The organism is Rhodopseudomonas palustris (genome assembly GCF_003226555.1).
GTDB lineage: Bacteria > Pseudomonadota > Alphaproteobacteria > Rhizobiales > Xanthobacteraceae > Rhodopseudomonas > Rhodopseudomonas palustris_I.
The window spans coordinates 203689-226055 of record NZ_QKQS01000023.1 but is presented as its reverse complement, the minus strand read 5'-3'; the positions used below and the strand labels follow the sequence as shown (position 1 = coordinate 226055).

General features: G+C 64.6%; 26 protein-coding genes. 19 read left to right on the top strand and 7 right to left on the bottom strand.

The genetic code is table 11. The annotated features are described in order from the left end of the window. The first annotated feature begins 35 nt into the window (after positions 1–35). The 16 genes from nifE (at position 36) to DNX69_RS13575 (ending at position 13628) form a co-directional block, all read left to right on the top strand. Positions 36–1499 carry a nitrogenase iron-molybdenum cofactor biosynthesis protein NifE gene (gene nifE, locus DNX69_RS13650; RefSeq protein WP_110786519.1) on the top strand — a complete coding sequence of 488 codons (1464 nt, stop codon included), beginning with the start codon at positions 36–38 and terminating at the stop codon, positions 1497–1499. Positions 1500–1509: 10 nt separating this feature from the next. Beyond that, positions 1510–2883 (top strand): nitrogenase iron-molybdenum cofactor biosynthesis protein NifN, encoded by a 1374-nt coding sequence (nifN, locus tag DNX69_RS13645; RefSeq protein WP_110787616.1) that lies wholly within the window; start codon positions 1510–1512, stop codon positions 2881–2883. A gap of 55 nt (positions 2884–2938) precedes the next feature. Beyond that, on the top strand, positions 2939–3337 hold the full coding sequence (gene nifX, locus DNX69_RS13640) for a nitrogen fixation protein NifX (protein WP_013504431.1): 399 nt from the start codon (positions 2939–2941) through the stop codon (positions 3335–3337). 1 nt (position 3338) lies between these two features. After that, positions 3339–3803 carry a NifX-associated nitrogen fixation protein gene (locus tag DNX69_RS13635; protein ID WP_110786518.1) on the top strand — a complete coding sequence of 155 codons (465 nt, stop codon included), beginning with the start codon at positions 3339–3341 and terminating at the stop codon, positions 3801–3803. Between the two features lie 19 nt (positions 3804–3822). Then, on the top strand, positions 3823–4029 hold the full coding sequence (locus tag DNX69_RS13630; protein WP_011160145.1) for a CCE_0567 family metalloprotein: 207 nt from the start codon (positions 3823–3825) through the stop codon (positions 4027–4029). 59 nt (positions 4030–4088) lie between these two features. Next, on the top strand, positions 4089–4400 hold the full coding sequence (gene fdxB / locus DNX69_RS13625; RefSeq protein WP_110786517.1) for a ferredoxin III, nif-specific: 312 nt from the start codon (positions 4089–4091) through the stop codon (positions 4398–4400). A gap of 17 nt (positions 4401–4417) precedes the next feature. After that, positions 4418–5125, top strand: coding sequence for a nitrogen fixation protein NifQ (locus DNX69_RS13620; protein ID WP_110786516.1), 708 nt, complete (start codon positions 4418–4420; stop codon positions 5123–5125). Positions 5126–5539: 414 nt separating this feature from the next. Then, a complete protein-coding gene (locus DNX69_RS13615; RefSeq protein WP_013504427.1) occupies positions 5540–5860 on the top strand; it encodes a HesB/IscA family protein in 321 nt (106 codons plus the stop codon). Positions 5861–5887: 27 nt separating this feature from the next. Continuing rightward, entirely contained in the window at positions 5888–6877 is a 990-nt protein-coding gene (gene nifU / locus DNX69_RS13610; protein ID WP_110786515.1) for a Fe-S cluster assembly protein NifU, read from the top strand. Next, positions 6874–8106 (top strand): cysteine desulfurase NifS, encoded by a 1233-nt coding sequence (gene nifS, locus DNX69_RS13605; protein WP_110786514.1) that lies wholly within the window; start codon positions 6874–6876, stop codon positions 8104–8106. The genes nifU and nifS overlap by 4 nt, the downstream gene beginning before the upstream one ends. Continuing rightward, positions 8099–9295 carry a homocitrate synthase gene (gene nifV / locus DNX69_RS13600; RefSeq protein ID WP_110786513.1) on the top strand — a complete coding sequence of 399 codons (1197 nt, stop codon included), beginning with the start codon at positions 8099–8101 and terminating at the stop codon, positions 9293–9295. Before nifS ends, nifV begins: the two co-directional genes overlap by 8 nt. Before the next feature lie 29 nt (positions 9296–9324). Continuing rightward, the gene (nifW, locus tag DNX69_RS13595; RefSeq protein ID WP_110786512.1) at positions 9325–9675 is read left to right on the top strand and encodes a nitrogenase stabilizing/protective protein NifW; all 351 of its coding nucleotides are present in this window, start codon (positions 9325–9327) and stop codon (positions 9673–9675) included. A gap of 327 nt (positions 9676–10002) precedes the next feature. Continuing rightward, positions 10003–10848: an electron transfer flavoprotein subunit beta/FixA family protein gene (locus DNX69_RS13590; protein ID WP_110786511.1), complete on the top strand. Its 846-nt coding sequence runs from the start codon at positions 10003–10005 to the stop codon at positions 10846–10848. 24 nt (positions 10849–10872) lie between these two features. Beyond that, positions 10873–11979, top strand: coding sequence for an electron transfer flavoprotein subunit alpha/FixB family protein (locus DNX69_RS13585; protein ID WP_110786510.1), 1107 nt, complete (start codon positions 10873–10875; stop codon positions 11977–11979). Positions 11980–11990: 11 nt separating this feature from the next. Beyond that, complete coding sequence (locus DNX69_RS13580) at positions 11991–13298, top strand: FAD-dependent monooxygenase (protein WP_110786509.1); 1308 nt, start codon at positions 11991–11993, stop codon at positions 13296–13298. Between the two features lie 33 nt (positions 13299–13331). Next, positions 13332–13628, top strand: a complete 297-nt coding sequence (locus tag DNX69_RS13575) for a ferredoxin family protein (protein ID WP_107346146.1) — start codon at positions 13332–13334, stop codon at positions 13626–13628. A gap of 251 nt (positions 13629–13879) precedes the next feature. On the opposite strand, the gene DNX69_RS13570 is transcribed toward DNX69_RS13575, so the two are convergent. The 3 genes from DNX69_RS13570 to DNX69_RS13560 form a co-directional block, all read right to left on the bottom strand. Next, positions 13880–14467, bottom strand: coding sequence for a DUF2478 domain-containing protein (locus DNX69_RS13570; RefSeq protein WP_110786508.1), 588 nt, complete (start codon positions 14465–14467; stop codon positions 13880–13882). A gap of 176 nt (positions 14468–14643) precedes the next feature. Further along, complete coding sequence (locus DNX69_RS13565) at positions 14644–15099, bottom strand: cupin domain-containing protein (RefSeq protein WP_110786507.1); 456 nt, start codon at positions 15097–15099, stop codon at positions 14644–14646. Between the two features lie 73 nt (positions 15100–15172). After that, positions 15173–15445, bottom strand: coding sequence for a phosphopantetheine-binding protein (locus DNX69_RS13560; RefSeq protein ID WP_110786506.1), 273 nt, complete (start codon positions 15443–15445; stop codon positions 15173–15175). 367 nt (positions 15446–15812) lie between these two features. Between DNX69_RS13560 and DNX69_RS13555 the strand changes: the two genes are divergently transcribed. Together DNX69_RS13555 and DNX69_RS13550 are read left to right on the top strand one after the other, a co-directional pair. Continuing rightward, on the top strand, positions 15813–17042 hold the full coding sequence (locus DNX69_RS13555; RefSeq protein WP_110786505.1) for an acyl-CoA dehydrogenase family protein: 1230 nt from the start codon (positions 15813–15815) through the stop codon (positions 17040–17042). 33 nt (positions 17043–17075) lie between these two features. After that, complete coding sequence (locus DNX69_RS13550) at positions 17076–18014, top strand: amino acid--[acyl-carrier-protein] ligase (RefSeq protein ID WP_110786504.1); 939 nt, start codon at positions 17076–17078, stop codon at positions 18012–18014. A gap of 132 nt (positions 18015–18146) precedes the next feature. On the opposite strand, the gene DNX69_RS13545 is transcribed toward DNX69_RS13550, so the two are convergent. From DNX69_RS13545 to DNX69_RS13535, 3 genes are read right to left on the bottom strand one after another with little or no spacing between them, the layout of a single operon-like run. Then, positions 18147–18878 carry an SDR family NAD(P)-dependent oxidoreductase gene (locus tag DNX69_RS13545; RefSeq protein WP_110786503.1) on the bottom strand — a complete coding sequence of 244 codons (732 nt, stop codon included), beginning with the start codon at positions 18876–18878 and terminating at the stop codon, positions 18147–18149. Next, positions 18871–20247 carry a class I adenylate-forming enzyme family protein gene (locus DNX69_RS13540; RefSeq protein WP_110786502.1) on the bottom strand — a complete coding sequence of 459 codons (1377 nt, stop codon included), beginning with the start codon at positions 20245–20247 and terminating at the stop codon, positions 18871–18873. The genes DNX69_RS13545 and DNX69_RS13540 overlap by 8 nt, the downstream gene beginning before the upstream one ends. Continuing rightward, entirely contained in the window at positions 20234–20479 is a 246-nt protein-coding gene (locus DNX69_RS13535; protein ID WP_165825259.1) for an acyl carrier protein, read from the bottom strand. The genes DNX69_RS13540 and DNX69_RS13535 overlap by 14 nt, the downstream gene beginning before the upstream one ends. A 100-nt stretch (positions 20480–20579) precedes the next feature. Here DNX69_RS13535 and DNX69_RS13530 point away from each other — a divergent pair, with 100 nt between their 5' ends. Next, on the top strand, positions 20580–21461 hold the full coding sequence (locus DNX69_RS13530) for an acyl-CoA acyltransferase (RefSeq protein WP_110786500.1): 882 nt from the start codon (positions 20580–20582) through the stop codon (positions 21459–21461). A 27-nt stretch (positions 21462–21488) separates the two neighbouring features. On the opposite strand, the gene DNX69_RS13525 is transcribed toward DNX69_RS13530, so the two are convergent. Continuing rightward, positions 21489–22361, bottom strand: a complete 873-nt coding sequence (locus DNX69_RS13525; RefSeq protein ID WP_110787615.1) for a branched-chain amino acid aminotransferase — start codon at positions 22359–22361, stop codon at positions 21489–21491. Positions 22362–22367: the final 6 nt, after the last annotated feature.

Genomic DNA, 22367 nt, shown 5'->3' with positions numbered 1-22367 from the left:
GCAACTTCGGACCACCTGACTGTCAGGAGCGCCGCATGACCAGACTCGCAGACAAGATTCAAGACGTCTTCAACGAGCCTGGTTGTGCGGCCAATCAGGCCAAGTCCGACAAGCAACGCAAGAAAGGCTGCAGCAAGCCGCTGCAGCCGGGGGGCGCAGCCGGCGGCTGCGCCTTCGACGGCGCCAAGATCGCGCTGCAGCCGATCGTCGACGTCGCGCATCTGGTGCACGGCCCGATCGCCTGCGAAGGCTCGTCCTGGGACAATCGCGGCACCAAGTCGTCCGGCTCGAAGCTGTATCGCACCGGCTTCACCACCGACATGGGTGAGAACGACGTCATATTCGGCGGCGAGAAGCGGCTGTTCCGGTCGATCAAGGAAATCATCGAGAAGTACGATCCGCCGGCGGTTTTCGTGTATCAGACCTGCGTGCCGGCGATGATGGGCGACGACATCGTCGCCGTCTGCAAGGTGGCGGCCGAGAAATTCGGCAAGCCCTGCATTCCGATCATCTCCCCCGGTTTCGTCGGCCCGAAGAACCTCGGCAACAAGCTCGCCGGCGAGGCGATGCTCGATTATGTGATCGGCACCCAGGAGCCGGAATTCACCACTCCCTACGACATCAACATCATCGGCGAATACAACGTCGCCGGCGAACTCTGGCAGGTGAAGCCGCTGCTCGACGAGCTCGGCATCCGCATCTTGTCGTGCCTGTCGGGGGATGCGCGCTATCACGAAGTCGCGCAGTCGCACCGCGCCCGCGTCGCCATGATGGTGTGCTCGACCGCGATGATCAACGTCGCGCGCAAGATGGAAGAGCGCTACGGCATCCCGTATTTCGAAGGCTCGTTCTATGGCATCAGCGACACCTCCGAATCGCTGCGTCAGATCGCCCGCCTGCTGATCCAGCGTGGCGCCGACGCCGAGCTAATGGACCGTGTCGAAGCGCTGATCGCACGCGAAGAAGCCAAGGCCTGGGCCGCGATCAAGGCCTACACGCCCCGCCTTGAAGGCAAGAAGGTGCTGCTGATCACCGGCGGCGTGAAATCCTGGTCGGTGGTGGCGGCGCTGCAGGAAGCCGGGCTGACCATCGTCGGCACCAGCGTCAAGAAGTCGACCAAGGAAGACAAGGCGCGGCTCAAGGAGATGAGCCCGGACGTCCACCAGATCGACGATCTGCGCCCGCGCGAAATGTACAAGATGCTGAAAGAGGCGCAGGCCGACATCATGCTGTCGGGTGGCCGCTCGCAGTTCGTTGCGTTGAAGGCGCGGATGCCCTGGATGGATATCAACCAGGAGCGCACATATGCGTATTGCGGCTATGTCGGCATCGTCGAGATGGTCCGGCAGATCGACAAATCGCTGTCCAATCCGATCTGGGTTCAGGTGCGTAGCGCCCCGCCGTGGGACGAGGTGACCTGGGAGCAGCGCGCCGATGCTGCCATCGCCGCCGATGATCGCCAGCGCGCGATCTTCGGACGCTCGGCACAAGTGGCGTGAGGAGGCCGTGATGGCTCAGATCGTCACCTCGACCAAATCCTGCACCGTCAATCCGCTGCGGATGAGCCAGCCGCTCGGCGCGGCACTGGCTTTGATGGGCCTGCGCAACTGCATGCCGTTGCTGCATGGCTCGCAGGGCTGCACCTCGTTCGGCTTGGTGCTGTTCGTCCGGCACTTCCGCGAGTCAATTCCGCTGCAAACCACCGCGATGAGCGAAGTCGCCACCGTGCTCGGCGGGTTTGAAAATGTCGAGCAGGCGATCGTCAACATTGTCGGCCGCACCAAGCCGGACGTGATCGGGATCTGCACTACCGGCGTCACCGAAATCAAAGGCGACGATCTCGACGGCTACATCAAGGACGTGCGCAAGAAGCATCCGGAACTCGCGCATGTCGCGCTGGTGCCGGTGTCGACGCCGGATTTCAAAGGCGCGTTCGAAGACGGCTTTGCCGCGACGGTGACGCGGATCGTCGAGTACCTGGTCGACGCGCCGGCTGAAGGCGCCACGCCGGATGCCGGCAAGATCAACGTGCTGGCCGGCAGTCACCTGACGCCGGGCGACATCGATGAATTGCGCGACATCATCGAAGCCTTCGGCCTGACCCCGACCTTCCTGCCGGACATTTCCGGCTCGCTCGACGGCCACGTGCCGGACGACTTCACCCCGACCACGCATGGCGGCGTCTCGGTTGCGGAAGTCGCCGCGATGGGCGGCGCGGGCCACACGCTGGCCCTCGGTGAGCAGATGCGCAAGGCCGCGGTCGCGCTCGAAACCAAGACCGGCGTGCCGTTCACGCTGCTGTCGCGGTTCACCGGCCTCGCCGCCGCCGATGAGCTGATGGCGACCCTGGCCAGGATCAGCGGCCGTCCGGTGCCGCCAAAATATCGCCGGCAGCGCAGCCAGCTGGTCGACGCCATGCTCGACGGTCACTTCTATTTCGGCGGCAAGAATGTCGCGATCGGCGCCGAGCCGGACATGCTGCTGAATATCGGCGGCTGGCTCGCCGACATGGGCTGCACCGTCAGCGCCGCGGTGACCTCGACGACGTCGCCGGTCCTGGCGCAGGTGCCGACCGACGAGGTTCTGGTCGGCGATCTCGAGGATCTCGAACGCCGCGCCGAGGACTGCGACCTGCTGGTGACGCATTCGCACGGCCGCCAGGCCGCAGAACGGCTCGGCGTGCCGCTGTTCCGGATGGGCCTGCCGATGTTCGATCGGCTCGGCGCCGCGCATCAGGTCGTGGTCGGCTATCGCGGCACCCGCGATCTGATCTTCGCGATCGGCAATCTGTTCATCGCCAACATCAAGGAACCGGACGTGAACAGCTGGCGGAGTGCCTCTGCTCGTCCGGATCAGACCGATGCGCCGGCTACGGCTCATTAGCAACGACGGCAGTCGAGCGGAGCAGAGCGCCGATGCACAACTCAGGAGAACCGGCATGAAAGTCGCCTTCGCCACTCAGGATCTTGCGCGCGTCGACGCGCATTTCGGCTGGGCCCGGAACATCGCGATTTATGAAGTCACCGCCGACGATTATCGCTTCGTCGAAGCGGTGCAGTTCGCCGAGGAAAAGGAAGACGGCAACGAGGACAAGCTGGTCGCCAAGATCGATGCGATCCGCGATTGCGCGATCATGTACTGCACGGCGATCGGCGGCTCCGGCGCGGCGCGGGTCGTCGCCGCGCAGGTGCATCCGCTGAAGCTGGCGCAGCCGGAGCTGATCACCGACCTCATCACCAAGCTGCAGGGCGTGCTACGCGGCGTACCGCCGCCGTGGCTGCGCAAGGCGCTGATGAAGGGCGAAGAACGCACTTTCGATTTTGCCGACGAGGCCTGACATGACCGACACCACCACTGCTCCCGACGCCGCGCTCGACTCGCTGTTCGTCAAGGAATTGGTCAAGCAGCTCCGCGCCCAGGACACCCACGGTGTCTGGGAGGGCAAGACCGATCTCAAACTGCTGGAGCCGTTCATCGTCGACAAGGCCAAGCGCCGCGAGATCCCGATCATGGGCGATCCGGATCCGGAGACGCTGTGGCGACTCGAGCTGTTCTACAACGCGGTCGCCCTGTCGATCGAGCGCGAGACCAAGGTCATGGTGTCGCCGATGATGAAGATGCACCACGAAGGCTTCGGTCGGCTGATCCTCAGCGCCGGCCGGCTGATTGTCATCAACAAGCACATGCGCGACGTCCATCGCTTCGGCTTCGACAATCTCGGCAAGCTGGCCGAGGAGGGCGACAAGCTGGTCGCAGCCGGCGTGCAGATGATCCTGAAATATCCCGACGTCGCCAACCTCTGACGCAAGAGCGAGACTCCGCATGTCCGACATCGAGACGCTGAAGGCCGAGATCAAGAAACTGTCCGCCCGCGCGACCACGATGAAAATGAATCTGCATGACCTGTCCGAGGAGCTGCCGATCAATTGGCAGACCATCATGACGGTGGCGCAGGAAACCCAGGATGCCTACGCGGCCCTTGAAGCCGCGCGGAAGGCTTTGAAGGAGCTGGAAGCGAAAGCCGCCTGAACGCGGTCGAACGCCTCAGCCCAAACGGCGCGGCCGCGAGCCGCGCGCAGGAGCAAGCAATGGCGATTTTCTCCACCCGCGACGGTCAGCCGTGGGAACCGACTTATCTCACCGCGATCGACGACAAGAAGTGCATCGGCTGCGGCCGTTGTCACAAGGTGTGCTCGCGCGACGTGATGCATCTGATGGGCGTCAACGAGGACGGCGAGCTGGTTTCCTGTTCGCTCGACGACGATGACGACGACGAGGAATTCGTCCGCAAGGTGATGGTGCTGGACGCGGCCGGCAACTGCATCGGCTGCTCGGCCTGCGTCCGGGTCTGTCCGAAGGCATGCCAGACCCACGTCAAGGCCAGCGAACTCGGGCTGTAAGCAAGGGAGCGACGGACATGCTCGGCGCGGCGGGAATCCAGACGGCAGGTGCAGCGGCGGCGGCACTGCCGCTGCGCGTGACGGCGTCGAGCTTCGCGTCCTCGCCGGCGGTGGTGTACCGGGCGCTGACCGGCTGCACGCCGGCGGAGGCGCAGATCGATGACGACCGTGCGTTCGATCGCCATGTGCTGGCCTCGATCCTGTCGGTCGCCCTCACCGAGCCGGGCTCGATCACCGAGTCCAGCGGGCTGACGGCTGACGATTTCGTCGGCCTGATCGTCGGCTGGTTCCCGCACGTCTCGGTGCTGCTGTCGGTGCTGGCGGTCGGCGAGCACGAGGAGGACGAGGAAGCCGCGATGGTCCGCGATCTGCTGCTGAAGCATCGTTCGACCAGCGGCGATGTCGGACGCTGGCTCGCCGCGATGGTGGCGCGCCGGGCGATGCAGCCGGAGCATCTGTGGGAAGATCTCGGCCTGCGCAATCGCGCCGAACTGAGCCGGCTGCTGATGCGGCATTTCGAGCCGCTGGCCCGCGACAACACCCGCAACATGCGCTGGAAGCGGTTCTTCTACCGCAAGCTCTGCGAAGACGACGGTATGGTGATGTGTAGCACCCCGGTCTGCTCGCAATGCGGCGACTTCGCCGAGTGCTTCGGCGAAGAGAGCGGCGAAAGCCGAATGGCAGCGCGCCGCCGCGAAGTCGAACGACGGGCGGTCGTGTCGTGAGTTAGCGTTAGGAATGGTTGCCGCATGCACGGCGAGCTCCTTCTCCCCGCGTGCGGGGAGAAGGGTGGGATGAGGGGGCATCACCACAGGGCCGAGCGCTGATAGTCATGATCGGTAGTTCGGTGCACGCAGTATGCACGCTGGGGCTCGTGGGAGCGCCCCCTCGCCCGATCCGGCTTCGCCGGATCGACTTCTTCCCGCCAGCGGGGAGAGGTTAGCGCTGCCTCGTAGCAGACAAAGCCCGGCCCTAACCTGCGATCCATTGTCGGAAACCGTCGGCTTCGCGACCATGTCGGACCTCCGACATTGTCGGGTGCTGATAATTTTGCACGAAATCAGTAGCTTGCCGCTGTGCCCCGTGCTGGCACAGCGGTTGCACCTGTTCATGTCGGACCTAACCGATGGAGGCCGACCATGATCATTCTCACCGAACAAGCCGGGACCGCCGTGAAGGCTGCGATGTCGCGCGCCGGCAAGCTCGAAGCCGGGTTGCGCGTCATGGTCGAGGCGGGCGGCTGCGCCGGCTACAAATATCTGATCGGTCTCGACGCCGAGCCGCGGGTCGACGACGCGGTGGTCGAAGCCGGCGGCGTCAAAGTGTTCATCGATCCCGACTCGCAGCCGCTGCTGTCCGGCATGACGATCGACTTCGTCGAGAGTCTGGAGGGCTCGGGCTTCACCTTCGACAATCCCAATGCCGGCACCAAATGCGGTTGCGGCAAGTCGTTCGGCTAAGCGCAACGACAGCCACAGGGGCGCACCATGCTCGGCTTCGGCAAGTACGACCATCACTTCTCCACCTCCGCCAACGCCGGTCCGCTCCCGCAGGCCAATGCGGTCGGGCGGTTCGGCAGCATCGTCTGGGGCGATGCCGTCAAGCTGATGCTGAAGGTCGAGCCCGACGACGGGCGGATCGCCGAGGCCCGCTTCCAGGCGTTCGGCTGCAGCTCGGCGATCGCCGCCTCGGCGGCGCTTACCGACATGATTTCCGGCAAGACCATCGACGAGGCGAGCGGCATCAGCGCCGCGGCGATTGCCGACTACGTCGGCGACCTGCCGCGCGAGCGGATGTACTGCGCGGTAATGACCTTCGAGGCCTTGCAGCAGGCGATTGGATCGTTTCGCGGCAAAGCGGCGGTGGCCGAGGCCGATGCGCCTCCGGCCTGCAAATGCCTCGGCGTCGGCCAGATGATGATCGAGCGCACCATCCGCTTCAACCGTCTGACCAGCCTCGACGACGTCACCGCCTACACCAAAGCCGCCGGCAGCTGCAGTACCTGCTTCAAGCAGATCGAAACTCTCTTGGCGCGGGTCAATGCCGAGATGGTCGAGGACGGTCTGATTACGGCTGACGATGCCTACCGGATCGGCTCCGCAGCGCCGCGCGCGACCGAGCTGAAGCCGCACGGCGCGCCGCCGCCGGCCGCCAATATTTTCTCTGCCAAGGCGACGCCGGCCCATCTGCGTCCCGTCGCCAAGGCCACGCCGCCGCGTCCGGCAAATCCACCGGCCGGGTTGGTCGATGCGCCGCCGCAGGAAGCGCTGATCGCCGAAGCGATCGAGGAGCTGCGCCCACATCTACAGCGTGATGGCGGCGACTGCGAATTCGTCAGTATCGACGGCAACATCGTCTATGTTCGGCTGACTGGTAATTGCGTCGGATGCCAGCTCTCGTCGGTCACGCTGTCCGGCGTCCAGGCGAGGCTCGCGGAGAAGTTCGGCCGGCCGCTACGCGTGGTGCCGGTGTCATGACCGAGCCGGCAGACATCGTCTATCTCGACGCCAATGCAACGACGCGGACCGATCCGCGCGTCGTCGAAGCGATGCTGCCTTATTTTTCGCTGTACTACGGCAACCCGTCATCCAAATACGCGCTTGGCGGCCATGCCGCGCTTGCGGTCAAGCGCGCGCGCGAGCGCGTGCAGGCGCTGCTCGGCGCCGCGCAGCCGCACGAGCTGATCTTCACCTCGGGCGGCACCGAGAGCAACAACGCCGCAATCCTGTCGGCGCTCGAAGCAGCACCGCGCCGACGCGAAGTGATCATCTCGGCGGTGGAGCATCCGGCGGTACTGTCGCTGTGCGCCTGGCTGGAAAAGAACAAGGGCATCCGGGTCCATCTGATCCCGGTCGACCGTCAGGGGCGGCTCGATATTGTGGCCTATCGTGAAGCGATGACGGACCGTGTCGCCATCGCGTCGATCATGTGGGCCAACAACGAGACCGGCGTGATCCAACCGGTGGCCGATCTCGCCGAGCTCGCCAAGGAGGTCGGTGCGCTGTTCCACACCGACGCGGTGCAGGCGGTCGGCAAGTGCCCGATCGATTTGCAGTCGACGATGATCGATATGCTGTCGCTGTCCGGCCACAAGTTCCACGGTCCGAAGGGCGTCGGCGCGCTGTACGTCCGGAACGGCATTCGTTTCAGACCGCAGATCAAAGGCGGCCAGCAGGAGCGCGGTCGACGCGCCGGCACCGAGAACGTACCGGGCATCGTCGGTCTCGGCATCGCCGCCGAACTCGCCGCGGCCGCGATGGCCGACGAGGACATCCGGGTGCGGGCCCTACGTGATCGCCTCGAACGCGAGATCCTGGCGCGAGTCGATCATTGCGTCGCGGTCGGCGCGCGCGCCGAGCGGCTGCCCAACACATCGAATATCGCGTTCTCGTTCATCGACAGCGAGGCGATCATCACGCTGCTCGACCGTTCCAGCATCGCCGCGTCGATGGGCTCGGCCTGCGCCACCGGCTCGTTCGAGCCGTCGCACGTGCTCATGGCGATGCAGGTCGCCGAAGACGCGATCCGCGGCGGGGTGCGGTTCTCGCTGTCGCGCGACAACACCGATGCCGACATCGACCGTGTTCTGGAAGTCGTTCCCGCCGTGGTCGCGAAGCTGCGGGCGATTTCGCCGTTCGGTGTCGACGATGCTCCGCAGCCGATCGGACGTTCGTCAGGAAGTGCGCAAGGAACAACCCATGTCTGAGAACAAGTCTGAGATCATCCGTCCGGATCCGTCTCGCGGCGGTTTTCAGAGCGCGCCGATCGCACTCAACGACACCACGCTGCGTGACGGCGAGCAGGCGCCCGGGGTGGCGTTCTCGACGGCCGAGAAGGTGGCGATCGCGTGCGCGCTCGCGCGTGCCGGTGTGCCGGAGATCGAGGCTGGGACACCGGCGATGGGCGCCGACGAGATTGCGGCGATCCGCGCCATCGTCGAAGCCGGCCTGCCGCTGACGACGATTGCGTGGTGCCGGATGCGCACCGAAGACGTCGATGCCGCGCTGAAGGCCGGCGTCTCGATGGTCAACGTTTCGGTCCCGGTGTCGGATGTGCAGATCGCCGCCAAGCTCGGCGGCCTGCGCTCGAATGCGATCGAGACCGTCAAGCGCGTGGTCGGCTATGCCCGAGACCGCGGCCTCGATGTCGCGGTCGGCGGCGAGGATTCCTCCCGCGCCGATCCTGAATTTCTCGCCGAAGTGATCGCCGCCGCAAAGGCGTCCGGCGCGCGTCGCTTTCGGATCGCCGATACCTTGAGTGTGCTCGACCCGTTCTCCAGCCATGCGCTGCTCGCGACGCTTCGCGCCTCGACCGACCTCGAGCTGGAATTCCATGGCCACGACGATCTCGGCCTCGCCACCGCCAACACGCTGGCGGCGTTGCGCGCCGGCGCCAGCCACGCCTCGGTGACGGTGATCGGCCTCGGCGAACGTGCCGGAAACGCGCCGCTCGAAGAGGTCGCGGTGGCGCTGAAACAGCTCTATGGCCGCGACACCGGCATCGTGCTGTCGGAACTCGGCAATGTCGCCGATCTCGTTGCAACTGCGGCAGCCCGTAGCATTCCGCTCAACAAGGCGATCGTCGGTGAGCATGTCTTCACCCATGAGTCAGGCATTCACGTCGACGGCCTGCTCAAGGATCAGCGGACCTATCAGTCGCTCGATCCGAACCTGTTCGGCCGCTGCAACCGTATCGTCATCGGCAAGCATTCCGGGCTGTCGGCGATCACCTCGTCGCTCGCCAAGCTGGATCTGCCGGCGACCGCGGACGAGGCTCAGGGAATTCTGGCCCAGGTCCGCCGTTATGCGGTCACCCACAAGGGTCCGGTCGGCAACGAGACACTGATCGCAATCTGGCGCGAGGTCCGAGAGCGGACGCTCACCACCTGCGCCTAACCGGCGACAACAGACCCAAGGAGATCGAGATGAGCGTATCTGCCGTCACCGAACCCGCCGACATCGTCGCCCGGCTGCAGCGTGCGGGCTCCGCCGAGGAGTTCTTCGAGCTGCTCGGCGTCGGTTACGATCCCAAGCTGCTCAACGTCGCCCGGCTGCACATCCTTCGGCGCATGGGCCAGTATTTGGCCGGCGAGGATCTTGAGCATCTGCCGGGCGATGAAGCCGCGGCGCGCTGCAAGGCGGTGCTGGAGCGGGCCTATGCCGACTTCGTCGCGTCCTCGCCGCTCGATGAGCGCGTGTTCAAGGTGCTGAAGGACGCGGTGGCACCGAAGACGCCGAAGCGTCCGGCCTTCGTCCCGCTCGACGCACTGAAATAACCACGCGATCTCTTCGCCATCGCCGGCCCGTCGCTCTCGCGGCGGGCCGCTTTGCTGCGGCCGGCTGCTGCGCTTTCTCACATCCGCGTTGTGTTCGTCGCGCGATTTCACGCGCCCGTGAAATGTCTGGTCGGTCACGCCGCTGTCGCCTTCCCGACAAGTGTCGCGGTTGTCGGATTGCAACCCTCGGAAGCGCCGGTAACGATCCCGGCTGATCATGGCAAGTGATTGGTTTGTCGCGATATTCTTTGTCTCGGAAAAGTTGGTACGAGGCTTGCTCATACGTCTCCGTCGTCAAGCTACTGTCAGCAAGCGCGGAGCCACTCCATGCATATCGTCGTCTGTATCAAGCAGGTTCCGGACTCGGCCCAGATCCGCGTGCATCCGGTCACCAATACGATCATGCGCCAGGGCGTGCCGACGATCATCAATCCCTACGATCTGTTCGCGCTCGAAGAGGCGCTGCGGCTGCGCGACAATTTCGGCGGCGAAGTCACCGTGCTGACGATGGGCCCGCCGACCGCCGAGGACTCCTTGCGCAAGGCGCTCACCATCGGGGCCAACCGCGCCGTGCTGCTGACCGATCGGTTCTTCGCCGGCTCTGATACGCTCGCCACCAGCTATGCGCTCGCCGCGGCAATCCGTAAGATCGGCTCGACCTTCGGCGCCGTCGATGTGGTGTTCACCGGCAAGCAGACTATCGACGGCGACACCGCCCAGGTCGGCCCTGGCATCTGCAAGCGGCTCGACTTCCTGCAGCTCACCTACGTCTCGAAGGTCTCTTCCCTGGACCTCGAAGCCCGCACCATCGAAGTCGAGCGCCGCTCCGAAGGCGGCGTGCAGGTGCTGCGTAGCAATCTGCCGTGCCTGATCACCATGCTGGAAGGCACCAATCAGGTGCGCCGCGGCTCGATGATCAATGCGCTCAACGCCGCCCGCGCCGAGGTGGTGAAGTGGAGCGCGCAGGATGCCGGCGTCGAGGATATCCAGAAGTGCGGCCTGCGCGGCTCGCCGACGGTGGTGAAGCGCGTGTTCGCGCCGACCCCGCGCGCAGAGAAGGCCAAGGTCGTCGAGGCCGCCGGCCAGCCCCCGGCGGAAGCGCTGATCGACGAAATCTTCAAGCTCCGGCCCAAGCTCGAGAACGAGATGTTCGAGCTGGCGCGCGGATTCTGACAACCCGAACAGAGAGCCGCTTCGATGAGCCAGCCCGCCAAGCCTGCCCCGCAGCCCGCCGGACGTGCCGCCGCCAAGAAGGAGCTGCCCGAGCACTTCAAAGCCTATAAGCACGTCTGGGTGTTCATCGAGCAGGAGCGCGGGCACGTTCACCCCGTCTCCTGGGAGCTGATGGGCTCCGGCCGCCGCCTCGCCGACAAGCTCGGCGTTGAGCTCGCCGCAGTGGTGATCGGCCCGACGGGTGACGCCACCAAGGCTGCGGTGGCGGAATCGTTCTGCTACGGCGCCGATCTCGCTTACGTCGTCGCCGACGACGTGCTGACGGACTATCGCAACGAGTCCTACACCAAGGCGCTGACCGATCTGGTCAACACCCACAAGCCGGAGATCCTGCTGCTCGGCGCCACGACGCTCGGCCGCGACCTCGCCGGCGCAGTGGCGACCACGCTGCTGACCGGCCTGACTGCGGACTGCACCGAGCTCGAAGTCGATGCCGACAATTCGCTTGCCGCGACCCGTCCGACGTTTGGCGGCTCGCTGCTGTGCACGATCTACACGCTGAACTTCCGGCCGCAGATGGCCACCGTGCGGCCCCGCGTGATGTCGATGCCCGAACGGGTCGAAAAGCCGGTCGGCCGCGTTATCGAATTCCCGCTCGGTCTGGTCGAAGCCGATATCGTCACCAAGATCCTGGCTTTCGTGCCGGATCGCGACAAGGCGACCTCGAACCTCGCTTACGCCGACGTCGTCGTCGCTGGCGGCCTCGGTCTGGCATCGCCCGAGAACTTCCAGCTGGTGCGCCAGCTCGCCGGCGTGCTCGGCGCCGAATACGGCTGCTCGCGGCCGCTGGTGCAGAAGGGGTGGGTCTCGGCCGACCGCCAGATCGGCCAGACCGGCAAGACCATTCGGCCTAAACTGTACATCGCCGCCGGCATTTCCGGCGCGATCCAGCACCGCGTCGGCGTCGACGGTTCCGACCTGATCGTCGCGATCAACACCGACAAGAACGCGCCGATTTTCGATTTCGCCCATCTCGCCCTCGTCACCGATGCGATCCGCTTGCTACCGGCGCTCACTGAAGCGTTCCGCAAGCGGCTATCGCCGCACACCCGCGACCGGATCGCGAGCTAAAGGAGGCTGCCATGATCGAAGAACGTTTCGACGCCATCGTGGTCGGGGCCGGCATGGCCGGCAACGCTGCCGCGCTGACCATGGCCAAGCACGGCATGAAAGTGCTGCAGATCGAGCGCGGCGAATATCCGGGTTCGAAGAACGTGCAGGGTGCAATTCTCTACGCCGACATGCTGGAGAAGCTGGTGCCGGACTTCCGCGAGGATGCTCCTCTGGAGCGGCACCTCGTCGAGCAGCGGTTCTGGATGATGGACGCCAAGGCTCACACCGGCCTGCATCACCGTTCCGAAGATTTCAACGAAGAGAAGCCGAACCGCTACACCATCATCCGCGCTCAGTTCGACAAGTGGCTGTCGAGCAGGGCGCAGGAGGCCGGCGCGATCGTGCTGTGCGAGACCACCGTCAAGGAACTGGTGCAGGACGCCTACGGCAAAGTGATCGGCGTCATCACCGATCGCGACGGCGGCCAGGTTCATGCCGACGTCGTGGTGCTGGCCGAGGGCGTCAACGGCCTGCTCGGCACCAAGGCCGAGCTGCGCGAGCGGCCGACGCCCGAGAATGTCGCTCTGGCCGTGAAGGAAATGCACTTCCTGCCGCGCGAGACCATCGAATCCCGCTTCAATCTGAAGGGTGACGAAGGCGTGGTGATCGAGGCTGCCGGCACGATCTCGGCCGGTATGACCGGCATGGGCTTCATCTACACCAACAAGGAGTCGATCTCGATCGGCATCGGCTGTCTGGTCTCGGACTTCCAGAAGACCGGCGAGACGCCATACGATCTGCTCGAGCGCTTCAAGAAGCATCCGTCGGTGGCGCCGTTGATCGAAGGCTCCGAAGTCAAGGAATACGCCGGGCATCTGATCCCGGAAGGCGGCTACAAGGCGATCCCGCAGCTGTATGGCGACGGCTGGGTCGTGGTCGGCGACGCCGCGCAGCTCAACAACGCGATGCACCGCGAGGGCTCGAATCTGGCGATGACGTCGGGCCGGATCGCCGCGGAGGCGATCTTCCAGGTGAAGTCGCGCAAGGATCCGATGACCAAGGAAAATCTCGCGCTCTACAAGAAGATGCTCGACGACTCCTTCGTCATCAAGGATCTGAAGAAGTACAAGGATATGCCGGCGCTGCTGCACATCCAGTCGCAGAACTTCTTCCTGACCTATCCGCAGCTCGTCAACAAGGCGCTGCAGAACTTCGTGCGGGTCGACGGCACGCCGAAGATCGAGAAGGAGAAGACCACGATCAAGTCGTTCGTCTCGGCGCGGTCGTGGGGCGGATTGTTCGGCGACGCGTTCCGCTTCGCGCGGGCGTGGCGATAAATCAGCAGGATTCGAAAGAGCGGAGAACGGACGATGACAACGGAAGCCCCGGTTCGCGTCGAAGACAAGCTGTATCAGAACCGTTATCTGGTCGACGTCGGCAACGCCCACATCAAGGTCAAGCCGCACACCAAGCCGTCGCCGCAGCTGCTGGCGCTGCTGAAGATCTGCCCGGCGCATTGCTACGAACTGAACAGCAACGGCCAAGTCGAAGTGACGCCGGACGGTTGCGTCGAATGCGGCACCTGCCGGGTGCTGGCCGAAGGCGGCGGCGACATCGAGTGGAGCTACCCGCGCGGCGGCTACGGCGTGCTGTTCAAGTTCGGCTGAGTACGGTACGGAATCCTTACGGGATGCACGGCAGGACAGGCTGGCGCCTCCGAAGCTCCTCGCTTCCGCCATGGCTGCGTCATGGCGGAACGCATCATGCCCGGGCTTGTCCCGGGCATCGACGTCTTTGATCTCCGGCAGCCTTCAAGATGTGGATGCCCGCGACAAGTGCGGGCATGACGATCAGTTTTCGAAGCCTGTTTGGATGAAGTGATGGCGCGGCCGCGGCCGGTCTGGAATTAGCTGTCGCCTCAGGCCGCTGAGTTGAGCACGTGCTGCGGGCCGACCTTGCCGCGTCGCGGGCCGAATCCGCGGCGGGTCAGCCATTGCTGAACCCGAGGCGAATCCACCGATACTTCCTCGGCCAGACCGCTGGTGAAGCAGCGCCAGTTTGCGAGATGCCGTTCCGGCACACCGACGATCACCGGAATTCCTTGGTCCACCGCGTCGCTGATGACGTCGCTGAGCCCGCCGCCGTCGGCCTCCAGCCGGCCGAACTTGTTGACGATCAGTAGCTCCGGCGCGTTGCGGAACGAGGCTGCAATCAAGGCTGCGGCTTCCTGCACGGCTTCCGGATCGACCCGGCAACCGTGAGGCCGCTTGCCGCGCTCTTCGGCGAGCTGGAGGATAAAGCGGGAAGACAGCTCCTCGACTTCCATGTCGCAGCGTGGGCCGCCGTCGTCGACCGCCGTCTGGTATGGCACGACACCGGCGACCACCACGCCGGCGTCGCGCAAGCGGCGGCCAAGATCCGACATCAGCCGGCAGGCGGCAGCGCCGTCGCTGTACACGATCGCGAGAATCGAAGGCCGTCCCGAGATGCCGTGAGTCAAGTCCATCGCGTTCGCTTTGCCCCAAATGCGACTTTCGCCTTAGGACATGCCAGAACCCGAAGATTGCTTCTTTGCGTCAAATCAATCCGACTTCAGTAGGGCTGGGCGAACGAAAACGGCGGGCCGCTGCGCGACCCGCTGTCTGACTTGGGCGGCCTTCCGCCGCGGCGATGATGATCGGCTCAGTTGGCGCCGAGCAGCGACTGCGTCGGCCGAGCGGCGGACGGCAGCAACATGGAGCGCAGCTTGGCAAGCACCCGCACCGCCAGCCCGACCAGCTTGGGCTGCGTCCGGCGGCAGAACGCGATCTTGCGGATGTGGCCTTCGACGTGCCAGCGCGCGCTGGCGCCGTCCTTGAAGAAGACCACGTCGCCCGGGCCGTAGCGTTTGGCCGGCATGCCGGCACTCTCGATCACCACCGAGCCTTCGAGAATGCAGATCGTCTCGTCGATATCGTAGTGCCAGTTGAACTTGCCTTCAGTGCAATGCCAGATGATCGTCGAGGCCATGCCGTCGGCGCTGCGCGACAGCGTGCAGTTGGTGGCGACCGGATTGCCTTCGATGATCCACGACGGCTCGATCGGCGCCGGCTTCAGTTCGACATCGGTGCGGGAGGTGAGGATCAATTTGTGCGGCATCGGCGTCTCCTGCTGATCGTGTGTTCGATTGTGATGCTGGTCGTTTACAGAAGAAACGAGTAGTTTCGAATGGCTATGCTGCTTGAGCATGCTGACGGCGCAGCACGAGCTGCGCGACCGTCGCCGCTGAGGTGAAGTTCTCCGGCGTGATGTCCGACTGCGGCAACGTCAGGTCGAATTCGGCTTCGACCGCGAGCATCAGGTTGACCATTTCCATCGAGGTCAGTCCCGCGTCGCCAAACGTCGTATCGCGTTGGATCCCTCCCGCGAGCCCGTTCTGCGTCAGGATCGACTCCACCAGAGCGAGGACTTTGCTCTCCACCGCACCCGACGGGCCTGCCTGCATGACGCGATCTCCTTGATGTTTTCGAAGTCTTCAATGGGCCGCGGACACGCGGAGTCCCCGGGCTCAGCTCGCTATCGTTGCGGCGATCTAATCGCAACGGGCGGTCAGAAACAATGAGCAATCGATCGCTGACAGTTTCGTTCGAATTTTAACACTAACGGGGATTCCGAAAATTTTCGCGATTGGCGCAAAGTCCGATTAACCCTCAATTCGAATCCAAATTGATTCACTTTGAATTCGCCTCGACGCGTTCCTCGCCAATCCATAGCTTGCTACCAGCAGCGATCGAGCGCTCGGCGATAGCCGAGCTGATCCAGATCGCAAACGAGACACAGCGTAACGTCCGGATCAGGGAGTTTTCGACGCCATGGCGATCATCACCGACAATGCGGTGCGCGACTTCGCGCGTCACCCCGCCAACGACAAGTTCGGCTCGGACGCGATGCCCCTGATGCAGCGCGTGGTGCAGGTCGCGGCGGTCGCTGCCGCCCATGCGGAATCGGTCGATCGCGAGGCCAGGTTTCCCAAGGCTGCAATCGACGCTGCGCGTGAGTGTGGCCTGCTCGGCGCACAAATTCCGATCGAATTTGGCGGTGAAAGCGCCTCGATCCACGAGATCGCCGAGATGTGCTACGCGCTCGGGCGCGCTTGCGCTTCCACTGCGATGATCGTCGCGATGCACCAGACCAAGGTCGCCTGCCTGGTGAGGCATGGTCGGGGCAACGCTTGGCACGAGCAGCTGATGCAGCGGATCGCCGCCGAACAGATGCTGCTGGCTTCCTCGACCACTGAGGGCAATAACGGCGGCAATATTCGTTCCAGCGCCGCGGCGATCGAACGGACCGACGCCGGCATCTCACTGGTGCGTGACGCCACCGTGATCTCCTATGGCGCCGAGGCCGATGGTGTAATGACGATCGCCCGCCGTGCGGACGACGCTGCCGCGTCCGATCAGGTACTGGTGGTGTTCACCAAGGAAAATTACACGCTGAAGCGGACGCTGGGCTGGGAAACGCTCGGCATGCGCGGCACCTGCAGCACCGGGTTCGAGCTGCGGGCGAGTGGGCACGCCGATCAGGTTTTCACCGAAGCCTACGATCGCATTCACGCCCAGACGATGACGCCGGTGGCGCATCTGAGCTGGTCGTCGGCTTGGGCCGGTATCGCCGCCGCCGCGGTGGAGCGGGCGCAGGCTTTCGTTCGCAAGGCGGCGCGCGGCGCGGGCGGGCAAATGCCGCCCGGCGCGGCGCATTTCACCAGTGCCAAGCGCTCGTTGACCAAGCTGCGGGCGATGATCGCCGCGCATCTCGACATCTACACGGCCCACGAATTCGATGAGCGCGCGCTGACCTCACTGGAGTTCCAATCTTCGATCAATCTGCTCAAGGTCGAGGCGTCCGAGCTTGCGGTCGAGACGGTGATGAGCGCGATGCGCGCCTGCGGGCTGTCCGGCTATCGCAACGACGGCGACTTCACGCTCGGCCGGCACTTGCGCGACGTGCTGTCGGCACCGCTGATGATCAACAATGACCGGATCCTCGCCAATATCGGCACGGCCAATCTGATGAGCCCGGTGCCGGCGAGCCTGCGCGATTAATCGACCGTCTATCGTCAACGAGGAGGCCGCTTCATGAATATGGCGATCCGCACCCCGCGGGCTGGGGCCGCGCTGCAGTCGGTCGATCCGCTCGATCACCTGGCCGAACATCTATTCCACAAACTCGGCGCCGACGGTGTCTATGCCCGGACCGCACTGTACGAGGGCGTGGTCGAAAAGCTCGCTGCGCTGATCTCGCGGCATCGCGAGGACGGCACCGAGGTGATGCGCTTCCCGCCAGTGATGAGCCGAAGCCAGCTCGAGAAGTCTGGGTATCTGAAGAGCTTTCCCAATCTGCTCGGCTGCGTCTGCGGTCTGCACGGCACCGAACAGGAGATCAATGCGGCAGTCAGCCGCTTCGACTCCGGTGGCGACTGGACCACGTCGCTGTCGCCGGCGGATCTCGTGCTGTCGCCGGCTGCCTGCTACCCGGTGTATCCAATCGCCGCGAGCCGTGGTCCGCTGCCTGTGGGGGGCGCACGATTCGACGTCGCAGCCGATTGTTTCCGCCGCGAGCCGTCGAAGCATCTCGACCGGCTGCAGTCGTTCCGGATGCGGGAATACGTCTGCATCGGCGCTCCTCAGGACGTCGCCGACTTCCGCGAGCGCTGGATGGTGAAGGCTCAGGCGATCGCGCGCGACCTCGGTCTCAAGTTCCGTGTCGATACAGCGTCCGATCCGTTCTTTGGTCGGGTCGGCCAGATGAAGGCGATCAGCCAGCAGCAACAGGCACTGAAGTTCGAACTGCTGGTGCCGCTACGTTCGGAAGAGCAGCCGACCGCCTGCATGAGCTTCAACTATCACCGCGAGCATTTCGGCGTCACTTGGGGCATCGAGGATGCGGAGGGCCATCCGGCCCACACCGGCTGCGTCGCCTTCGGCATGGACCGCCTCGCGGTCGCACTGTTCGCGACCCACGGCATCGACACCAGCGCTTGGCCGGCGAGTGTGCGGAAGATGCTCGACATCTGACGCCTGTCGTTCCGGGGCGCTCGCGCCAGCGAGCGAGCCCGGAATCTCGCTTTGGTCCACATATCTCTCCCCGTCATTCCGGGATGCGCTGCGCGCGCCCCGGAATGACGAGGGTGGGGTGGTTCGACGAACCTACGCCGTGTTCCCTGCGTCGATCGTTTGCACCGTTCCGGTGATGTTACGGCCGCCGTCGCCGAGCAAGAACTCGACCATTCGGGCGACATCGTCGGCTTCGGCGAGGCGCCGCAGCGCGCTTCGACCGGCGATCTTCTGGCGACCCTCGCCGGCGAGTCCGGCGGTGAGTTCTGTGTCGATGAAGCCCGGCGCGATCGCGTTGACGGTGATGCCGAGCCGGCCTACTTCGCGCGCCAACGAGCGGGTGAAGCCGATCGCCGCTGCCTTGGTGGCGCCGTACACCGACAGTCCATTATAGCCGGTCGAGCCGATGATCGACGACATGTTGATCACGCGCCCGGCGCCATCGGCCATCATCTGTCGCACGATGTATTTGGTCAGCACGATCGGCGAGGTGACGTTGATGCGCAGCAGCGTCTCGATCTGGCTATTGTGCATGGTGGCGAGCACGCCCTCGGTGCCGATTCCGGCGTTGTTGACGAGGCCGTAGATCTTTCCGAAATCCTGGCGCAGCGATTTGGCGAGGCCAGCGAGCCCGTCGATGTCGCCAAGATCGTATGCCCTGAATGTGATCGAGCCTGGCCCCTGCGAAGCGTCATCGATCGCGGCTTTCAGCTCGTCGCTCTCGCGCCGCGCGACCGCGATCACATTGTAGCCTCCCGCCGCGAGGCGGCGCGCGATCGCCAAGCCGATGCCGCGGCTGCCGCCGGTCACCACCACTCTATGCATGACGCGCCAGCTTTCCCGAGGCGGTGACGTCGAGCTGTTGCACGAAGCGGATCGCCGTCGGGACCTTGTGTGGCGGCAGTGCGGCGCGGCAATTGGCGAGGATCGCTTCACGGATCACGCCGGTGCGGCCGGCGTCGGCGACGCTCGCGAGCACGGCTTCGGCGACCACCAGCGCCCCGGTGATCGGGCTGCGGCGAGCCCGCACCCGCGACATCCGCACCGAGGGATGCTGATTGATCACGGCTTCGACCTCCTCGGGATGCACCTTGAGGCCACCGACATTGATGACGCCGTCGCGCCGGCCGACAAAATAATAACGATCGTCGCGCAGCTCGACCATGTCGCCGGTGTCGACGAAGCCGTCGGCGTCGGTCAACGCCGGCGCGCTACGTCCGACATAGGTGTGCGCAGTGCGGCTCGATTTGATCCGCAGCGATCCGTCGGCCACCTTCATGGCAATGCCGGATGTGCTGCCAATCAGCGAGGCGGGGAAGCCCTCGCGACCGTCATTGACCGCGAAGCCCACACCGGCTTCGGTCGAGGCGTAGGCGTGCCCGATCGAAGCGTCAGGAAACGCGTTGCGCAGCCCATCGAGCACGGCCTGGTCGGCGATTTCGCCGGACAACCGGACGTAGTTCGGGCGGAAGCTGCCGATTGCAGGGTTCATCAGCGCCTTGCGCCAATGCGACGGTGTGCCGGAGATGTGCGTGACGCCTCGCGCCGTGAGGCGGGCCAGATGATCGCCGATTGCTTCGTTGGGTGTGGACAGCACCATCGATCCGGCGCCGAGCACGGCGCGGAGGAAAATCTGCAGGCCGCCATAGCGGCGGATATCGTAGAATGTCGCCCAGATCGGCGCATCCTTCGCGACGGTGTCGCCGACGATCGCGCCGGTCAGTGCCGCCAACGTGTGCGCGACGATCTTCGGCCGGCCGGTGGTTCCGGAGGTCAGCATCAGCCATGAGGTCGCATGCGTGACCGCGGCCGGAGCGGCTGGATGCAGCGGCAGGCTCGCTGTGACGACGGTGTCGAGTCCGAGCTCGCGCCAGCGCTCGGGCGTATCGGTGACGATCGCGTCGATCTCCGCGTCTGCGATCAGATCGGCAGCGTAGTTCATGTCGACGTCGGGCGGGCAAAGCAACATCCGCCGCGCCACGCCGTCGAGTTCGATCATTGTGATGCCGGCGACGAGCTGCGTCGACAGCGACAGCAGCACCGAGCGACCGGCGAGTTCGGAGGGCTCGATGCCAAGGCAGCTCGCATGCGCGATGTCGGCGAACGCAACCTCGTCAGTTGCGTCCGATAGTGTGCGATTGTCCGGTCCGCTGATGAGATAGTGGCGCAGCGCTACGATCTCACGCGGGGACATTCTCGTAGGCTCCAATGAAGTCGCCCAGCGTCTCCGGGAAGAATGCGTCGTCGGCCATGCTGAATGGATCGATGCCGAGTTCGTCCTCGAGGCGGGCCACCAGAACGGCGAAGCCGAGCGAGTCGAAGCCGGACTGGTGAAGCACCAGATCATCGGTGAGTTCGGGAGTCTTGAAGCCTTGTTCCTGAGCGACTTGCTGCATGGCCGAGACGATTGTTAACCGTACAGACATCGATACTTCGCCTTTCTGCTCGTTCCGTGAGACAAAGAGCATATGGCGCAAATTCGAAACAAATCCATGCGCCTCACTTGCAATTCGGGCCGCTTGGTAAATGGCATTGGAAGCCCGCAAGGTACGTTGCCGCGAGATCGGAGACGCCGACATCGACGCCGTCTCCGACCTGCTGACGCGCGGCTTCTCCGGTCGCCGCCGCGACTACTGGTTGCGCGGCTTGCATCGTCATGGCGCACGCGAAATCCCGGAGGGATGCCCGCGATACGGTTATCTGCTGGAGAGCGCCGGCCGCGTCGTCGGTGTGCTGCTGCTGCTGTATGCGGCCCGCAGGCCGGGGCCCGAGCAGATCCTGCGCTGCAACGTGTCGAGCTGGTACGTCGAGCCCGATTTCCGCAATTACGCGACGCTGCTGACGTCGATGGCACAGAAGAACAAGCAGGTTACTTACGTCAACATTTCGCCAGCAGTGAACACCTGGCCGATCATCGAAGCGCTCGGTTTCAAGCGCTATTGCAACGGCATGTTTTTCGCGGTGCCACTGCTGTCGCGCACCGAGAAAGGTGCCCGCGTCGAGGTCGTGACCGAAGCAACCCGAACGGTTGACGGATTGAGCAACACCGAATGCGAGTTGCTGCGCAGCCATGCGGCGTATGGATGCGTGGCCCTTGCGGTGCACCTGTCGGATTCCACGATGCCGTTCTTGTTCGTGCCGAAGCGAGTGAAGCACGGCCGTTTCCCGTTCCCCGCGATGCAGCTCGTCTACTGCCGCGAGGTGGCTGAGTTCGTGCGCTGTGCCGGCTCGCTCGGCCGGGCGCTGATCTGGCGCGGCCGGCCGCTGGTGATTGTCGATGCGCTCGGCCCGGTCGAAGGTCTGACCGGCTTCTATGTCGATTCGCGTGGCCGCAAATACTACAGGGGGCCGAATCCGCCGCGGCTCTGCGATCTTACCGAAACCGAATTGGTGCTGTTCGGTCCGTAAGCTGCTGACAGCGGAATTACGCGTCTCTCAGCTGTGTGCGAACTCCCAATACAGTTTGCGTGCCCTGGTGTAGAATGGGCCCGGCTGGAGCGGGCGGTCGTCGATCCGTGTGATCGGTTGTACCTTGGCGAAGTTGCCGCTGGCGAAGATCTCGTCTGCGGTTGCGAAATCCCGATACGCCAGAGAGGTTTCGATCACGGCGATTCCGTTGCCGCGCAGCAGTTCGATCACCCGCTGCCGGGTGATGCCGCTGAGGAAGGTGCCGTTGGCCGCTGGTGTGTAGACAACCCCGTCCTTCGCCATGAAGATGTTGGAGTTACCGAGCTCGGCGACATGGCCGAGCATGTCGCGCAGCAGGCAGTTGTCGAAGCCGCGGCTCTTCGCCTCCATCATCGCCCGTGAATTGTTCGGATACAGGCAGCCGGCCTTCGCCTCGACCGGTGCGGATTCCGCGGTCGGGCGGCGGAACGGCGAGAGCGTGATCGACAGGCCGGTCGGCTTCGGCATCGGTGCTTCGTAGATGCACAGGCACCAATTGGTGGTGTCGGGATCGAACAGCACCCCGCCGCCAACGCCATTCTGCGCCCAATACATCGGCCGGATGTAGAGTTCGGCGTTGCTGCCGAACCGCTTCAGGCCGTCCTGAACCAAGCCGTGCCAAGTCGCCTCGTCCACCAACGGCTTTAGCTTGAAATTGGTCGCCGACCAATTGATCCGCGCCAGATGCCGGTCGAGATCCGGCGTCACGCCTTCGAACGCGCGGGCGCCGTCGAACACCATCGAGCCGAGCCAGGCAGCGTGGGTGCGCGGCCCCATGATTGGCACGTTGCCGTCGTGCCAGGCGCCTTCGAAGAAGGTCCATGTCTGCGAGTAGCTGATCGGTGCGGGAGCTGCCATCATGGTTGG

Bases quoted from the DNA above. Each gene is read 5' to 3' on its own strand.
- nifE (WP_110786519.1), top strand. From the start codon at position 36: ATGACCAGACTCGCAGACAAGATTCAAGACGTCTTCAACGAGCCTGGT.
- nifN (WP_110787616.1), top strand. From the start codon at position 1,510: ATGGCTCAGATCGTCACCTCGACCAAATCCTGCACCGTCAATCCGCTG.
- nifX (WP_013504431.1), top strand. From the start codon at position 2,939: ATGAAAGTCGCCTTCGCCACTCAGGATCTTGCGCGCGTCGACGCGCAT.
- DNX69_RS13635 (WP_110786518.1), top strand. From the start codon at position 3,339: ATGACCGACACCACCACTGCTCCCGACGCCGCGCTCGACTCGCTGTTC.
- DNX69_RS13630 (WP_011160145.1), top strand. From the start codon at position 3,823: ATGTCCGACATCGAGACGCTGAAGGCCGAGATCAAGAAACTGTCCGCC.
- fdxB (WP_110786517.1), top strand. From the start codon at position 4,089: ATGGCGATTTTCTCCACCCGCGACGGTCAGCCGTGGGAACCGACTTAT.
- DNX69_RS13620 (WP_110786516.1), top strand. From the start codon at position 4,418: ATGCTCGGCGCGGCGGGAATCCAGACGGCAGGTGCAGCGGCGGCGGCA.
- DNX69_RS13615 (WP_013504427.1), top strand. From the start codon at position 5,540: ATGATCATTCTCACCGAACAAGCCGGGACCGCCGTGAAGGCTGCGATG.
- nifU (WP_110786515.1), top strand. From the start codon at position 5,888: ATGCTCGGCTTCGGCAAGTACGACCATCACTTCTCCACCTCCGCCAAC.
- nifS (WP_110786514.1), top strand. From the start codon at position 6,874: ATGACCGAGCCGGCAGACATCGTCTATCTCGACGCCAATGCAACGACG.
- nifV (WP_110786513.1), top strand. From the start codon at position 8,099: ATGTCTGAGAACAAGTCTGAGATCATCCGTCCGGATCCGTCTCGCGGC.
- nifW (WP_110786512.1), top strand. From the start codon at position 9,325: ATGAGCGTATCTGCCGTCACCGAACCCGCCGACATCGTCGCCCGGCTG.
- DNX69_RS13590 (WP_110786511.1), top strand. From the start codon at position 10,003: ATGCATATCGTCGTCTGTATCAAGCAGGTTCCGGACTCGGCCCAGATC.
- DNX69_RS13585 (WP_110786510.1), top strand. From the start codon at position 10,873: ATGAGCCAGCCCGCCAAGCCTGCCCCGCAGCCCGCCGGACGTGCCGCC.
- DNX69_RS13580 (WP_110786509.1), top strand. From the start codon at position 11,991: ATGATCGAAGAACGTTTCGACGCCATCGTGGTCGGGGCCGGCATGGCC.
- DNX69_RS13575 (WP_107346146.1), top strand. From the start codon at position 13,332: ATGACAACGGAAGCCCCGGTTCGCGTCGAAGACAAGCTGTATCAGAAC.
- DNX69_RS13570 (WP_110786508.1), bottom strand. From the start codon at position 14,467: ATGGACTTGACTCACGGCATCTCGGGACGGCCTTCGATTCTCGCGATC.
- DNX69_RS13565 (WP_110786507.1), bottom strand. From the start codon at position 15,099: ATGCCGCACAAATTGATCCTCACCTCCCGCACCGATGTCGAACTGAAG.
- DNX69_RS13560 (WP_110786506.1), bottom strand. From the start codon at position 15,445: ATGCAGGCAGGCCCGTCGGGTGCGGTGGAGAGCAAAGTCCTCGCTCTG.
- DNX69_RS13555 (WP_110786505.1), top strand. From the start codon at position 15,813: ATGGCGATCATCACCGACAATGCGGTGCGCGACTTCGCGCGTCACCCC.
- DNX69_RS13550 (WP_110786504.1), top strand. From the start codon at position 17,076: ATGAATATGGCGATCCGCACCCCGCGGGCTGGGGCCGCGCTGCAGTCG.
- DNX69_RS13545 (WP_110786503.1), bottom strand. From the start codon at position 18,878: ATGCATAGAGTGGTGGTGACCGGCGGCAGCCGCGGCATCGGCTTGGCG.
- DNX69_RS13540 (WP_110786502.1), bottom strand. From the start codon at position 20,247: ATGTCCCCGCGTGAGATCGTAGCGCTGCGCCACTATCTCATCAGCGGA.
- DNX69_RS13535 (WP_165825259.1), bottom strand. From the start codon at position 20,479: ATGTCTGTACGGTTAACAATCGTCTCGGCCATGCAGCAAGTCGCTCAG.
- DNX69_RS13530 (WP_110786500.1), top strand. From the start codon at position 20,580: ATGGCATTGGAAGCCCGCAAGGTACGTTGCCGCGAGATCGGAGACGCC.
- DNX69_RS13525 (WP_110787615.1), bottom strand. From the start codon at position 22,361: ATGATGGCAGCTCCCGCACCGATCAGCTACTCGCAGACATGGACCTTC.